Annotated in this window: 13 protein-coding genes and 1 tRNA gene; 7 read left to right on the top strand and 7 right to left on the bottom strand. The window is 65.7% G+C overall.

Translation table 11 applies throughout. The annotated features are described in order from the left end of the window. Position 1: 1 nt before the first annotated feature. Together trpB and GGR43_RS05645 are read right to left on the bottom strand one after the other, a co-directional pair. Positions 2-1,225 carry a tryptophan synthase subunit beta gene (trpB, locus tag GGR43_RS05640; protein ID WP_188070981.1) on the bottom strand — a complete coding sequence of 408 codons (1,224 nt, stop codon included), beginning with the start codon at positions 1,223-1,225 and terminating at the stop codon, positions 2-4. 101 nt (positions 1,226-1,326) lie between these two features. Continuing rightward, complete coding sequence (locus GGR43_RS05645) at positions 1,327-1,974, bottom strand: phosphoribosylanthranilate isomerase (protein WP_188070982.1); 648 nt, start codon at positions 1,972-1,974, stop codon at positions 1,327-1,329. Positions 1,975-2,111: 137 nt separating this feature from the next. Here GGR43_RS05645 and GGR43_RS05650 point away from each other — a divergent pair, with 137 nt between their 5' ends. Continuing rightward, positions 2,112-2,531 carry a YbaY family lipoprotein gene (locus tag GGR43_RS05650; protein WP_246343362.1) on the top strand — a complete coding sequence of 140 codons (420 nt, stop codon included), beginning with the start codon at positions 2,112-2,114 and terminating at the stop codon, positions 2,529-2,531. Positions 2,532-2,616: 85 nt separating this feature from the next. On the opposite strand, the gene GGR43_RS05655 is transcribed toward GGR43_RS05650, so the two are convergent. Further along, positions 2,617-3,390 (bottom strand): CsgG/HfaB family protein, encoded by a 774-nt coding sequence (locus GGR43_RS05655; protein ID WP_246343363.1) that lies wholly within the window; start codon positions 3,388-3,390, stop codon positions 2,617-2,619. A 176-nt stretch (positions 3,391-3,566) separates the two neighbouring features. Here GGR43_RS05655 and lepA point away from each other — a divergent pair, with 176 nt between their 5' ends. The 4 genes from lepA to GGR43_RS05675 all read left to right on the top strand — a co-directional run bounded on the left by lepA (position 3,567) and on the right by GGR43_RS05675 (position 6,447). Further along, the gene (gene lepA / locus GGR43_RS05660) at positions 3,567-5,372 is read left to right on the top strand and encodes a translation elongation factor 4 (protein ID WP_188070985.1); all 1,806 of its coding nucleotides are present in this window, start codon (positions 3,567-3,569) and stop codon (positions 5,370-5,372) included. Beyond that, positions 5,372-5,677 carry an alkylphosphonate utilization protein gene (locus GGR43_RS05665; RefSeq protein WP_188070986.1) on the top strand — a complete coding sequence of 102 codons (306 nt, stop codon included), beginning with the start codon at positions 5,372-5,374 and terminating at the stop codon, positions 5,675-5,677. Before lepA ends, GGR43_RS05665 begins: the two co-directional genes overlap by 1 nt. Before the next feature lie 7 nt (positions 5,678-5,684). Next, positions 5,685-6,185, top strand: a complete 501-nt coding sequence (locus tag GGR43_RS05670) for an asparaginase domain-containing protein (protein WP_188070987.1) — start codon at positions 5,685-5,687, stop codon at positions 6,183-6,185. A 127-nt stretch (positions 6,186-6,312) separates the two neighbouring features. Beyond that, complete coding sequence (locus GGR43_RS05675; protein ID WP_188070988.1) at positions 6,313-6,447, top strand: type II toxin-antitoxin system YoeB family toxin; 135 nt, start codon at positions 6,313-6,315, stop codon at positions 6,445-6,447. A 35-nt stretch (positions 6,448-6,482) separates the two neighbouring features. On the opposite strand, the gene GGR43_RS05680 is transcribed toward GGR43_RS05675, so the two are convergent. Then, positions 6,483-6,556 (bottom strand) — tRNA-Gln (locus GGR43_RS05680). A gap of 239 nt (positions 6,557-6,795) precedes the next feature. Here GGR43_RS05680 and GGR43_RS05685 point away from each other — a divergent pair. Together GGR43_RS05685 and GGR43_RS05690 are read left to right on the top strand one after the other, a co-directional pair. Continuing rightward, positions 6,796-7,860, top strand: coding sequence for a Ppx/GppA phosphatase family protein (locus GGR43_RS05685; protein ID WP_188070989.1), 1,065 nt, complete (start codon positions 6,796-6,798; stop codon positions 7,858-7,860). Continuing rightward, positions 7,857-8,549 (top strand): RlmE family RNA methyltransferase, encoded by a 693-nt coding sequence (locus tag GGR43_RS05690; protein ID WP_284278510.1) that lies wholly within the window; start codon positions 7,857-7,859, stop codon positions 8,547-8,549. The genes GGR43_RS05685 and GGR43_RS05690 overlap by 4 nt, the downstream gene beginning before the upstream one ends. 588 nt (positions 8,550-9,137) lie before the next feature. Here GGR43_RS05690 and infC read toward each other — a convergent pair. From infC to GGR43_RS05705, 3 genes are all read right to left on the bottom strand, one after another. Continuing rightward, positions 9,138-9,671: a translation initiation factor IF-3 gene (gene infC / locus GGR43_RS05695; protein ID WP_188070990.1), complete on the bottom strand. Its 534-nt coding sequence runs from the start codon at positions 9,669-9,671 to the stop codon at positions 9,138-9,140. 125 nt (positions 9,672-9,796) lie between these two features. Continuing rightward, the gene (gene thrS, locus GGR43_RS05700; protein WP_188070991.1) at positions 9,797-11,803 is read right to left on the bottom strand and encodes a threonine--tRNA ligase; all 2,007 of its coding nucleotides are present in this window, start codon (positions 11,801-11,803) and stop codon (positions 9,797-9,799) included. A 185-nt stretch (positions 11,804-11,988) separates the two neighbouring features. After that, positions 11,989-12,168: a hypothetical protein gene (locus tag GGR43_RS05705; protein WP_188070992.1), complete on the bottom strand. Its 180-nt coding sequence runs from the start codon at positions 12,166-12,168 to the stop codon at positions 11,989-11,991. Positions 12,169-12,311: the final 143 nt, after the last annotated feature.

The following is a 12,311-nucleotide window of genomic DNA, read 5'->3' on the forward strand; positions in this document are numbered from 1 at the left end:
GTCAGATCTCCACCCCCAGCGCCTTGGCGACGGTGAAGATATCCTTGTCGCCGCGCCCGGACAGGTTGACGACGATGATCCTGTCCTTGCCCAGCGTCGGCGCGATCTTCTCCACCGCGGCCAGTGCGTGCGAGGATTCGAGCGCCGGGATGATCCCTTCGAGGCGGCAGAGGTGCTGGAAGGAGGCGAGCGCCTCGTCATCGGTGATCGGCTCGTAGCGGGCGCGGCCGATCTCGTGCAGCCAGCTGTGCTCCGGCCCGATGCCGGGATAGTCGAGCCCCGCCGAAATGCTGTGCGCCTCGGCGATCTGGCCGTCCTCATCCTGCAACAAATAGGTCTTGTTGCCGTGGAGGATGCCGGGGAAGCCGCCCGCGAGGCTGGCCGCGTGCTGGCCTGACTCCAGCCCGTAGCCCGCCGCCTCGACGCCGACCAGCTCCACCTCCTTGTCGTCGAGGAACGGGTGGAACATGCCGATGGCGTTGGACCCGCCGCCGACCGCCGCGATCAGCATGTCGGGCAGGCGGCCTTCGGCTTCCATGATCTGCTCGCGCGTCTCGCGACCGATCACGCTCTGGAAGTCGCGCACCAGTTCCGGGTAGGGATGGGGTCCGGCGGCGGTGCCGATGATGTAGAAGGTGTCGTGGACGTTCGCCACCCAGTCGCGCAGCGCCTCGTTCATCGCGTCCTTGAGCGTGCGCGCGCCGCTTTCCACCGCGCGCACTTCCGCGCCCAACAGCTTCATGCGGAATACATTGGGCTGCTGCCGCTCCACGTCGAGCGCGCCCATGAAGATGGTGCAGGGAATGTTGAACAACGCCGCGACCGTCGCGGTCGCCACGCCATGCTGGCCCGCGCCGGTTTCCGCGATAATCCGCGTCTTGCCCATGCGCTTGGCCAGCAGGATCTGGCCGATGCAGTTGTTGATCTTGTGCGCGCCGGTGTGGTTCAGCTCCTCGCGCTTCAGATAGATTTTCGCGCCGCCCAGTTCCTCGGTCAGCCGCTGCGCATAATAAAGCGGGTTGGGACGGCCGACATAATGGCGCAGCAGATAGTCGAATTCGCGCTGGAATTCCGGGTCGGCTTTCGCCTTGCGATATTCCTTTTCGAGGTCGAGGATCAGCGGCATCAGCGTTTCGGCGACATAACGGCCGCCGAATTGGCCGAAATGTCCGCGCTCGTCCGGTTGGGTGCGCAAGCTGTTGGGGGCGTTGGAAATATCGGTCATGGTCGTTTCAGTCTCGCAGACAAATGGAGGGCATCGCTTCGCTGTCGGGGGAAGCGGTCAGCGCCATCGTGTCTGGGCACGGGCGGGGTGAAGAGCCGGCGTCAACATTGCAACACCGCATTGCAGAAGGCGACGATCTTGTCCACATCCTTGATGCCCGGCGCGCTTTCGACGCCGGACGAGATATCGACCAGCGGCGCGCCGGTGAGGCGGATCGCCTGCCCCACATTGGCGGGGTCGAGCCCGCCGGAAAGCCCCCATGGCCCGGCGGGCGGGCGGCCCTGCAACAGCGTCCAGTCGAAGCGCAGGCCCATGCCGCCCGGCAGGTCCGCGCCGTCGGGCGTCCTGGCGTCGAACAGGATGAGGTCGGCGGCATCGCGATAGCGGTCGGCGGCGGCGATATCGGCGGCGGTCTTGACCGGCACCGCCTTCCAGAAACGGATCTGCGGGAAACGCGCGCGCAGTGCGGCGACGCGCTCGGGCGGCTCCTTGCCGTGCAGTTGCACCGCGTCGAGGCTGCCTGCGCGCAGGATCAGGTCGAGCAGCGCGTCCTCCGGCTCCACCATGACGCCGACCTTCGCCACATGGCCGGGCACGCGCCGGGCCAGCGCGGCGAGCTGCTCCGCCTCGACATGGCGCGGGCTTTTGGCGAAATGGACGAAACCGACATGGCTCGCCCCTGCGCCGATGGCGGCGTCGAGCGTCTCCGGCGTCGACAGGCCGCATATCTTGATCGCGATTCGGGACATGGGGCGGCTTCTAGACCATCGGGCGGGAAGATGCATGGGACAAGATTGACGAAACCTCCCGAACAGCCTCTGATTGCCGCCATAACCCGCGAATGTCCCTTTCATGGTCACGCAAGGAGGATGCAATGAGATACGTCATGGCCCTGATTTCGACCATCGCCGCGCTTTCCGCCTGCGCGCCGACACCGCCGGGGGAGAGCGCCGCCGTGCAACCCGCTTCACCCGGACTCGTCACGCTGTCCGGCACCGTTTTCTATCGCGAGCGTATCGCCCTTCCGCCCGATGCGCGCGTGACGGTCAGGATCAGCGATGTCAGCCTGATGGACGTGGCCGCGCCGGTGATCGCGGAGACGGAGCTTGCCACCGGCGGGCGGCAGGTGCCGATCGCCTTCTCGCTCGACTATGATCCCGCGCGGATCGAGGCGCGGGGCCGCTATGCCGTTTCCGCCCGGATCACCGACGGCGGCGGACGGCTGATCTGGATCACCGACACGCATGTCGACCTGCCGTCTCCGGGGCAGGGGGTGGATTTGCTTCTGGTGCGCGTGTCCGGCTGAACGCTGCCGCCTATACCGTGCGCCAAAAAGCAAACGCCCGGTCAGCCGGCCGGGCGCTGCTCTTCATTTTCCGCGGAACAGGGCGTTACTTCGCCTGCGGGGCCGCCGCCGCCGCGTTTTCGGGCAGGCCACCCAGCTGCGTCACCAGCTTGGTGTAGGCGTCGAGATAGGCGAGCACGATCACCTGGCCGATCTCGGTGTTCTGATAGCCGCCGCCGCCGGCCGCCGCGACGCCGCTCATCCAGCCCATGCCGCCGCCCGCGCCGAAGCTCAGGTCCGACTTGCGGAAATAGCCCTCGACCAGCGCCTCTTCCTCGGTGGTGCGGGCGTTGACGATCGACAGGGTGACGTTCGCCTCCTTCTTCTTCACCGAGATGCCGCCCGCCAGTGCGCCCAGCGTGCGCCCGCCCAGGAAACCGCCGACAAGGCCGCCCAGCGCATTGCCGCCGCTGTTGCTGTTGGTGGTGACGATATCGGGCTGGAGGAAATAGTCCGCCGCCTTCACCTGCCCCTTGCCGAGGTTGGAACCGGCCTGCAATTCACCGGAATCCGCCATCGCGCGTTCCATGTTGCGGCTGGCCATCGAGCGGCCGCGATTGACCAGCGTGAAGCAGCCCGACTGCTGGATGAACACCCGCAGGATCGCCTCGGGGCTGCCGAGGCTCAGTTCGCGCCACCACTGGGTGTCCGGCTCCACGATCGCCACCGTGCCCAGCTTGCGGGTGCAGCGCGGAATCTCCGTCGTCGCCTTGGTCTGCGCCTGCCGCGCGGAGGATCCCTTCTTGTCCGCCGCCACGGCGGGCGTCGCGAGCAGCGCGATGGCGGAGAAGGCCCCAGCCAGGAATTGTGCCTTGTTCATGGTCATACCCCCTATCAGGTCAATATGTGAAAGATGATGTCAGCAATGTCTGGACGACCCCGTTCTGACCGTGACCGTATCGCCATGATGTTGCAATCTCAAGCCGGTTCACCATGATCCGCGCGTATGTTTTGACGCCTCGTGACATAAGCCGCCGCCCCTGCTATCGGCGCCCCATGGCAGACCTCACCCATATCCGCAATTTCTCGATCATCGCCCATATCGACCATGGCAAGTCGACGCTGGCCGACCGCCTCATCCAGCGCTGCGGCGGCCTGACCGAGCGGGAGATGACCGCGCAGGTTCTCGACAATATGGACATCGAGAAGGAACGCGGCATCACGATCAAGGCGCAGACCGTCCGGCTGGATTACACCGCGAAGGACGGCCAGACCTATGAGCTGAACCTGATGGACACGCCGGGCCATGTCGACTTCGCCTATGAGGTGTCGCGCAGCCTCGCCGCCTGCGAGGGTGCGCTGCTGGTGGTGGACGCCGCGCAGGGCGTGGAGGCGCAGACGCTGGCGAACGTCTATCAGTCGATCGAGCATGACCATGAGATCGTGCCCGTCATCAACAAGATCGACCTGCCCGCCGCCGAGCCGGAAAAGGTGAAGGCGGAGATCGAGGAGGTGATCGGCCTCGACGCGTCCGAAGCCGTGCTGGCGAGCGCCAAGGCGGGGATCGGCATCGACGAGATACTGGAAGCCATCGTCACCAAGATACCGGCGCCGAAGGGCGACCGCGATGCGCCGTTGAAGGCGATGCTGGTCGATTCATGGTACGACCCCTATCTCGGCGTCGTCATCCTCGTGCGCGTCATCAACGGCGTGCTGAAGAAGGGGCAGCAGATCAAGTTCATGATCGGCGGCACCGAGCATCTGGTGGACCGCGTGGGCTGCATGCGCCCGAAGATCGAGCAGCTGCCGGAGCTTGGGCCGGGCGAAATCGGCTTCATCACCGCGCAGATCAAGGAAATCGCGCAGACCCGCGTCGGCGACACCATCACCACGGTGAAGAACCCCGCCGCCGAACCGCTGCCCGGCTTCAAGGAAGTGCAGCCGGTGGTGTTCTGCGGCCTGTTCCCGGTCGACGCCAATGATTTCGAGAAGCTGCGCGATTCGATCCACAAGCTGCGCCTCAACGACGCTTCGTTCAGCTTCGAGATGGAGACGAGCGCGGCGCTGGGTTTCGGCTTCCGCTGCGGTTTCCTCGGCCTGCTGCATCTGGAGATCATTCAGGAACGCCTCAGCCGCGAATATGATCTCGACCTCATCACCACCGCGCCGTCGGTGGTGTACGATATCCACATGAACAACGGCGAACTGCGCCAGCTCCACAATCCGGCCGACATGCCGGATGCCAACCATATCGACCATATCGACGAGCCGTGGATCGAGGCGACCATCTATGTGCCCGACGAATATCTCGGCGCGCTGCTGAAACTGTGCCAGGACCGGCGCGGCATCCAGAAGGATCTGACCTATGTCGGCGGGCGGGCGCAGATCAAATATGAGCTGCCGCTCAATGAAGTGGTGTTCGATTTCTACGACCGGCTGAAGTCGATTTCCCGCGGCTATGCGAGCTTCGACTATCACCAGATCGGCATGCGCGAGGGCGATCTGGTGAAGATGAACATCCTCGTCAACAACGAGCCGGTCGATGCGCTGTCGATGATCGTCCATCGCGGCGCCGCCGAGGCGCGCGGGCGGCATATGTGCGAGCGGCTGAAGGACCTGATCCCCCGCCATCTGTTCAAGATCCCGATCCAGGCGGCGATCGGCGGCAAGGTGATCGCGCGCGAAACCATCGCCGCGCTGCGCAAGGACGTGACCGCCAAATGCTATGGCGGCGACATCACCCGCAAGAAGAAGCTGCTGGAAAAGCAGAAAGAGGGCAAGAAGCGCATGCGCGAATATGGCAGCGTGCAGATTCCGCAGGAGGCATTCATCGCCGCGCTGCGCATGGGGGATGAAGGCTGATGAGCGGCGACGAGGATTATGTGTTCGACGAGGAAACGGGCGAATGGCTCCCCGCCTCCGAACTGGCGGCGAAGCAGGCGGCGGCCGACAGCGTCGAGGTGCGCGACGCGGTCGGCAATCTGCTGGCCGATGGCGATCAGGTGACGCTGATCAAGGACCTGGAGGTGAAGGGCGCGGGCCAGACGCTCAAGCGCGGCACGCTCATCAAGTCGATCCGTCTGACCGGCGACCCGCAGGAGATCGACTGCCGCCATGAGGGCATCAAGGGCCTCGTGCTGCGCGCCGAGTTCGTGAAGAAGCGCTGAGGCGGCCATGGCCGATGGCGGCGCGAAAATCCTGGTGCTGACCACCGGCGGCACCATCGACAAAAGCTATTTCGACGCGCTGTCCGACTATAAGACCGGTGACCCGCAGGCGCCGCGCCTGCTGGAGGTCGCGCGCGTCGCCTGCCCCTATGAGGTGCGCGAGCTGATGCGCAAGGACAGCCTCGACCTCGACGATGCCGACCGCGCGGCGATCGTGGCGGCGGTGGCGGAAAGCGATGCCGGTCGCATCGTCATCACCCATGGCAGCGACACGATGACGCAAAGCGCGCTGGCGCTGGGCGAGGCGGCGGCGGGCAAGACGGTGGTGTTCACCGGCGCGATGGCGCCCGCCCGCTTCGCCGAAACGGACGCGCCCTTCAACCTCGGCATGGCCTTCGCGGCGGCGCAGGTCGCCCCGCCGGGCGTCTATATCGCGATGAGCGGCACGCTCTTCCCCGCCGACCGCGCGGCGAAGGACCGCGCGCGCGGCGTATTCGTCGGCAAATAATCCGCGGCGGAGGAAAAGCGCCCCGCCGGAGCGGGTGCTCGACGGCGGGGCCAGGGTTCAGCGCCGCCCGGAGGGGAGGAAGGGCGGCGAGGGCGCGGATCGTCCATCGGCGCTGAACCGATGCTGAATGGACGGTGCCGGATGCTCGACGGACTGGTGGTCGCGGCGGATCAATCAGGCTGACCGGCCGGTCTATCGTGTCGAAGGCGCGGGCGATGCGCAACGGCTGGAAATCGCCCAATGCCGCTTCCACTACGACTAGCTGACCGGGTCTCTATCTGATTTTCTGGAAATTTCTGGATGCCCCGCGAGGATTCGAACCTCGATTGACGGAGTCAGAGTCCGTAGTCTTACCTTTAGACGACGGGGCATCGCAAGCGGGCATGGCCCGCATGGGTGGCCGCAGATAGGCCAGGTTCGATGCAGGGTCAAGGGGGTTTGTTGCACGCCCCGGCGCGGTTTTTCCCTGCGCTCGCCGCAGCGGCGGGGAGGGGCGGGGCGCGGTCGGGAAAGGCGATCCCGCACTTGCGCAATCGGGCAACACGTCATAGCTTGGGCGCCAAGTACCGGCCTCATGCAAGGACCGGAGAGCATAAGTGAGTGACGATTTATGGCGCAACAAGGCCGCGCCGCGCCGCAGGGGGATCGCGACCCCGCGCGGCGGCGGAACAATGGCGTATCAGCAGGCGGGGCGCTGGCCCTGCATGCGGCGCGTTGGCCCGCCAGGAAAAGCTACGCCGCCATCGACCTTGGAACCAATAATTGCCGCCTGCTGATCGCAAAGCCTTCCGCCGACGGGTTCGTCGTGGTGGATGCCTTCTCGCGCATCGTCCGGCTGGGCGAGGGGCTGTCGGCGACCGGGGCGCTCAGCGATGCGGCGATCGACCGGGCGATCAGCGCGCTCTCAGTCTGTGCCGACAAGCTGCGCCGTCGTCAGGTCACGCTGGCCCGATCGGTCGCGACCGAGGCGTGCCGCCGGGCCACCAACGGGCAGGCGTTCATCGAGCGGGTCTATCGCGAAACCGGCATCGCGCTCGACATCATCTCCGCGCAGGAAGAGGCGCGGCTGGCGGTGCTGGGGTGTCATGCGCTGCTGGAGCCGGGCGATGGACCCGCGCTGATCTTCGACATCGGCGGCGGCTCCACCGAGCTGGTGCTGGTCGACAGCCGGGGCGAGGCGCCGCGCATCATCGACTGGCTGAGCGCGCCGCTCGGCGTCGTGTCGCTGACGGAAAGCGAGGCGGCGGAATCGGACGACCCGCAGGTGCGGCTGCGCGCCTATGCCAATATGCGCGCCCGCGTGGCGGAAAGCTTCGCGCCCTTTGCCGGGCGGCTGCCGGTGGGGGGTGGCGCGGCGCGGCTGCTCGGCACATCGGGGACGGTGACGACGCTGGCGAGCATCCACCTCGACCTGCCGCGCTATAACCGGCAGTTGATCGACGGACTGATCGTGCCGATCGAATCGATGCGCGGCATCGCCCGGCGCCTGTCCGGCATGACGCTGGAGCAACGCCGCGCGCTGCCCAGCATCGGCGCGGAGCGGGCCGATCTGGTGGTCGCGGGGTGCGCGATATTGGAAGGGATCCTCGACATCTGGCCCGCCGCGCGGCTGGGGATCGCGGATCGCGGAATTCGTGAGGGTATTTTGCGCTGTTTGATGGATCAAAGGCTGTGACGCGCGGGACGGGCGGCGGCAAGGTGCGGGTCAAGACCGCGCGCAACCGCAGCGCGCAATCGACGCGCTGGCTGCAACGGCAGCTGAACGACCCCTATGTGAAGAAGGCGAAGGCGGAAGGCTGGCGCAGCCGCGCCGCGTTCAAGCTGATCGAGCTGGACGAAAAATTCGGCCTGCTGAAGAGGGCGCGGGCGGTGGTCGATCTCGGCATCGCGCCGGGCGGGTGGGCGCAGGTGGTGCGCAAGCAGGCGCCGCAGGCGAAGGTCGTCGGCATCGACCTGCTGCCCGTCGACCCGATCGAGGGCGTCGCCATTTTCGAGATGGATTTCCTCGACCCGGCCGCCGATGCGCTGTTGGCCGAGGCGCTGGGCGATGCGCCGGACCTCGTGCTGTCGGACATGGCGGCCAATACGGTGGGCCATGCGCAGACCGACCATCTGCGCACCATGGGGCTGGTCGAGGCGGCGGCCTGGTTCGCGATCGAGCATCTGAAGCCGGACGGGGCTTTCGTTGCCAAGGTGTTCGCGGGCGGTACGGATCAGGATCTGTTGGCCGTGCTGAAGCGCAACTTCGCCACGGTCAAACATGCCAAGCCCCCGGCGAGCCGCAAGGGCAGCAGCGAATGGTATGTGATCGCACAGGGCTTCAAGGGACGCGCCGAGAAACCGGCGGCGGGCGGCGGGGGCTGACGGCCGCTCCGCCGTGCTTTAAGGGCGGTTACGTCCGTTGCAGATCGGAGCTTGAGCACCGGGTTGGGGGCAGAGAGCGGGTCTGCGCCTTTGCCTTCGCCCCAGCGCTGGCTGGGGTCGTAGGCCATGATGCACACCCCCTCCCGAGATGCCCGCCTGCGCTGGCATAACGGGAATAAATGGTTGATTTTGTTCGGTTGGTTCCAAGAGTCCAACCGTCATGTTGAACTTGTTTAGCTGCGCTGGTCTTCGGCTCAGCATCCATCAAGCGCCACACTGCTCCGCTCAATCCGGTGAAATGGACCCTGAAACAAGTTCAGGGTGACGATGAAGGCGAACTCCGTGATTGGCTAAAGCGACCGTCTCGCGAACGGCTTGCAAAAATATAACCGCCCTTTGGGGGTCGTCTCGGTCGATGGCTGGGGCAGCGATAACGCCCGTATGGAGCGGGATGCTGGGCCGGAGCGATGGTATCCAGCCGGAATCGCCCGTGCCCGCGAAAGCGCTGCCCTTTTCAAGAAAGACAGGGCTTCGACAGGCTCGGCCCGAACGTATTCAGGTTCGATGGATGGGCGGTATCAAGACGCTTTACTTCGGCGCGAGCACCATCAGCATCTGGCGGCCCTCCATGCGGGGATAGGCTTCGACCTTCGCGATTTCGGCGATTTCCTCGGCGACGCGCTGAAGCAATTGCATGCCGAGCTGCTGGTGCGACAGTTCGCGGCCGCGAAAGCGCAGCGTCACCTTCACCTTGTCGCCTTCGCCGATGAACTTGTTGATCGACCGCATCTTCACGTCATAGTCGTGATCGTCGATGTTCGGACGCATCTTGATCTCCTTGATCTCCTGCGTCCTTTGGGTCTTGCGGGCGAGATTCGCCTTCTTCTGCGCCTCATACTTATACTTGCCGATATCGAGGAACTTGCACACCGGCGGATCGGCGGTAGGAGAAACCTCGACGAGATCGAGGCCGACATCGGCAGCCTGCTCAATCGCCTCGCGGGTATAGAGAATGCCCAGATTTTCGCCGTTTTCGTCGATCACGCGTACCTTGGGCACGGTGATGAATTCATTGTAACGGGGGCCGGATTTCGGCATCGGCGCCATCGGACGGCGCATCATCGGCGGACGTATAGCAGTTTCTCCTCTCAGACTGTTCCGGGGCGTGTGTACCGTTTTTCAGGGCACACGAAAAGGGGGCATCGGCATCGCCTCTCGCATGTGCGCCCCGTTGTTGCAATGGTGCATCATCGCATATCGGGTGCCAGCGCCTGTTTTGCAAGCATCGCGACCGCTTCGTCAAGCGGCATGATCTGCTGCGGCTGGTCCGCGCCCAGCACGCGCAGCGCGACCTTGCCTTCCTCCGCCTCGCGCTTGCCGATCACCAGCAGGTTGGGGACCTTGGCCAGGCTGTGCTCGCGCACCTTGTAGTTGATCTTCTCGTTGCGGAAGTCGGTTTCGGCGCGGATGCCCGCCGTCTTCAGCCGGTCGAGCACGATGCGGCCATAATCCTCCGCATCCGAAACGATGGTCGCGACCACCGCCTGCACGGGCGCGAGCCACATCGGCAGCCGGCCCGCATGATGCTCGATCAGCATGCCGATGAAGCGTTCATAGCTGCCGAAGATCGCGCGATGGAGCATGATCGGCCGGTGCCGCTCGCCGTCCTCGCCGACATAGCTGGCGTCGAGCCGGTCAGGCAGCACGCGGTCGGACTGGATCGTGCCGACCTGCCAGGTGCGGCCGATGGCGTCGGTCAGGTGCCATTCCAGCTTCGGCGCGTAGAAGGCGCCCTCGCCGGGCAGTTCCGCCAGCTCGCCCTGCACCTCGCCATGCTCCCTGGCGATCCGCACCGCGTCGCGCAGTTCGGCCTCGGCCTGGTCCCACATTTCCTCGGTGCCGAAGCGGTTGTCCGGGCGCAGCGCCAGCTTGATCGCATAATCGGCGAAGCCCAGATCCTTGTACACGCGGTCGGCCAGCGCGCAGAAGGCGCGGACTTCCTCGACGATCTGGTCCTCGCGGCAGAAGATATGGGCGTCGTCCTGCGTGAACTGGCGCACGCGCATCAGCCCGTGCAGCGCGCCATGCGGCTCGTTGCGGTGGCAGCAGCCATTTTCGTAGAGGCGCAGCGGCAGGTCGCGATAGCTCTTGATGCCCTGCTTGAAGATGAGGACATGCGCCGGGCAGTTCATCGGCTTCAGCGCCATCCATTCCGCATCGCCGGAAATGATCGGACCTTCATCCTCGACATTGGGCACCTCGTCGGGGATGACGAACATATTCTCGCGATATTTGCCCCAGTGACCGGATTGCTCCCACTGGCGCGAGTCCATCACCTGCGGCGTCTTGACCTCGCGATAGCCCGCGCCGTCGATCGCGCGGCGCATATAGGCTTCCAGCTCGCGCCAGATGATATAGCCCTTGGGGTGCCAGAACACGCTGCCATGCGCTTCCTGCTGGAGGTGGAACAGGTCCATCTCCGCGCCCAGCTTGCGATGGTCGCGCTTGGCCGCCTCCTCCAGCCGGTGGAGGTGGGCGTCGAGTTGCTTCCTATTGAGCCAGCCGGTGCCGTAGATGCGGGAGAGCATCGCGTTCTTCTGGTCGCCGCGCCAATAGGCGCCGGACACGCGCATCAGCTTGAACGCCTGCGGGTCGAGCTTGCCGGTGGAGGCCAGATGCGGCCCCCGGCACATGTCGAGCCAGTCGCCACCGGACCAGTAGACGCTGATGTCCTCGCCCTGCGGCAGTTCGGCGGCCCATTGCGCCTTGAACGTCTCGCCTTCCGCCTGCCAGCGCGCGATCAGGTCGTCGCGGTTCCACACCTCGCGCCGCAGCGGCTTGTCGGCGCGGATGATCTCGCGCATCTTCTCCTCGATGGCGGGAAGATCCTCTTCGGTGAAGGGGCCGTGCGCGGCGCTCGGCGCGAAGTCGTAGTAGAAACCGTCCTCGGTCGCCGGACCGAAGGTGATCTGCGTGCCGGGATAGAGCGCCTGCACCGCCTCGGCCAGCACATGGGCGAAGTCGTGGCGGGCGAGTTCCAGCGCGTCGGCCTCGTCCTTCGCGGTGACGAGCGCGAGGTGCGCGTCCTGCTCCAGCGGGCGCATGATGTCGCGCAGTTCGCCGTCGACCCGCGCGGCGATCGCCGCCTTGGCGAGGCCGGGGCCGATCGCCGCCGCGATATCCGCCGGCGTAGTGCCGGGCGCGACTTCGCGCACGGAACCATCGGGCAGAGTGATCTTCAGCATCGCGGACATGGCAGGCTTCTTCGTGGAAAAGGGTTGAAATTGCGATAATCGCACCGCCCGGTCCTTAAAGGGAGGGCGGGCGCTGTCAATAAAAACCCGGCGCGGCCGCAAGGCTCCACGCGGGCGTGGAGGGATGGGCGCGCTTATGGGGCGACCCCGTCAGGCCGGGGCCATGCCCATCGATGGCGGAGAGGTCAGGACCGCTTGCGGGCGTAAAGCAGCGCGGCGACGATGGCCGCCGAACCGATGCCCACCGCGGCGCCGACCAGCGCCTTGCCGCCGACGGAGCGGGTGGCGTCACCCGTTTTCGATTCCGGTGTTGCCGTTGCGGGAGCGCCGGAGTCGGTGTTTTGCGAGGTTTCTTCTTTGCTCATGACCCTTTGGCCTATGCCATCAGATGACGGCAACGGGAAGAGGGATGGCCCCTTGCCTGAGCAATTTATCGCGTTCGCGCACCAAGCGGGCGAGGAGGGGAGGCTGGCGCTGCGCATCGGGGAAGCATCCCGGCGGCTTGCCA

This window comes from Sphingobium jiangsuense, from assembly GCF_014196495.1.
Taxonomy (GTDB): Bacteria; Pseudomonadota; Alphaproteobacteria; order Sphingomonadales; family Sphingomonadaceae; genus Sphingobium; species Sphingobium jiangsuense.

Bases quoted from the DNA above. Each gene is read 5' to 3' on its own strand.
- trpB (WP_188070981.1), bottom strand. From the start codon at position 1,225: ATGACCGATATTTCCAACGCCCCCAACAGCTTGCGCACCCAACCGGAC.
- GGR43_RS05645 (WP_188070982.1), bottom strand. From the start codon at position 1,974: ATGTCCCGAATCGCGATCAAGATATGCGGCCTGTCGACGCCGGAGACG.
- GGR43_RS05650 (WP_246343362.1), top strand. From the start codon at position 2,112: ATGGCCCTGATTTCGACCATCGCCGCGCTTTCCGCCTGCGCGCCGACA.
- GGR43_RS05655 (WP_246343363.1), bottom strand. From the start codon at position 3,390: ATGAACAAGGCACAATTCCTGGCTGGGGCCTTCTCCGCCATCGCGCTG.
- lepA (WP_188070985.1), top strand. From the start codon at position 3,567: ATGGCAGACCTCACCCATATCCGCAATTTCTCGATCATCGCCCATATC.
- GGR43_RS05665 (WP_188070986.1), top strand. From the start codon at position 5,372: ATGAGCGGCGACGAGGATTATGTGTTCGACGAGGAAACGGGCGAATGG.
- GGR43_RS05670 (WP_188070987.1), top strand. From the start codon at position 5,685: ATGGCCGATGGCGGCGCGAAAATCCTGGTGCTGACCACCGGCGGCACC.
- GGR43_RS05675 (WP_188070988.1), top strand. From the start codon at position 6,313: ATGGACGGTGCCGGATGCTCGACGGACTGGTGGTCGCGGCGGATCAAT.
- GGR43_RS05685 (WP_188070989.1), top strand. From the start codon at position 6,796: ATGGCGCAACAAGGCCGCGCCGCGCCGCAGGGGGATCGCGACCCCGCG.
- infC (WP_188070990.1), bottom strand. From the start codon at position 9,671: ATGATGCGCCGTCCGATGGCGCCGATGCCGAAATCCGGCCCCCGTTAC.
- thrS (WP_188070991.1), bottom strand. From the start codon at position 11,803: ATGTCCGCGATGCTGAAGATCACTCTGCCCGATGGTTCCGTGCGCGAA.
- GGR43_RS05705 (WP_188070992.1), bottom strand. From the start codon at position 12,168: ATGAGCAAAGAAGAAACCTCGCAAAACACCGACTCCGGCGCTCCCGCA.